This window comes from Vibrio sp. 2033 (assembly GCF_033339735.1).
Genome location: NZ_JAWOVC010000305.1, coordinates 1 through 739, shown reverse-complemented (window position 1 = coordinate 739; position 739 = coordinate 1). Strand labels below are relative to the sequence as shown.

The 739-nt window shown below is 47.0% G+C and carries 1 protein-coding gene and 1 pseudogene; both read left to right on the top strand.

Annotated features, from left to right (window positions below; all coding sequences use genetic code 11):
- Nucleotides 1-471 (top strand): putative nucleotidyltransferase substrate binding domain-containing protein (locus R7P74_RS26255; RefSeq protein ID WP_318123571.1); only part of this gene is annotated, 471 nt, incomplete at its 5' end.
- Nucleotides 468-739: pseudogene (locus R7P74_RS26250) on the top strand (3'-5' exonuclease); the annotation flags it as partial. The gene R7P74_RS26255 and the pseudogene R7P74_RS26250, both read left to right, overlap by 4 nt.

Sequence of the window (739 nt, the reverse complement as noted above, 5' to 3'; positions counted from 1 at the left end):
AGACGAGCCAAAAAGAACAATCGATTTTTGGCTTGTATGGCTTACAACGCAATTCGAAGAACCCCGCCGTTAGGATTTTTTAAAGATTTCGTGATGGAGAAAGATGGGCGTCATCGCAACTCTATCAACCTTAAACGACGCGGTACCGCGCCGCTGGCAGATTTGATTCGAGTGCATGCCTTGGCGATTGGTTCGCGTTCGCAAAACTCGTTTGATCGATTAGACGACATTAATGACGCCGGGATTCTGCCAAAAGGGCGAGGAATGGACTTGCGAGATGCGATGGAGCTTATCTATATGGTTCGAATCCGTCACCAAGCCTTGGATATTGAATATGGCGACGAGCCGGATAACAACATCGAGCCAAAAAACATGTCCGATTTCGAACGTCGTAATCTAAAAGCGGCATTCCAAATTCTAAGTAATGCGCAGAACTTCATTAAGTTCCGCTACCAAAGAAGCAGTAAATGATGTGGTTGGCAAAAAGTAAGGCGAGTACACCGCTGCTCGATACTTCGCAAACGCCGGAGTGGTCAGTATTGTTTGAGCAGTTGGCAGAGCAAGCGCAAGATCAACGGTTGAAGCGATACTATTCGACTCCTATGGTGAATGGGGATACGCCATTAAAAGAGGTGCCGTTTGTCTCGGTAGATTTTGAAACGACGGGCTTAAATGCAGAAGAGGATGCCATTCTTACCATTGGTCTTGTGCCGTTTACGATTGACCGAGTGCAGTGCAG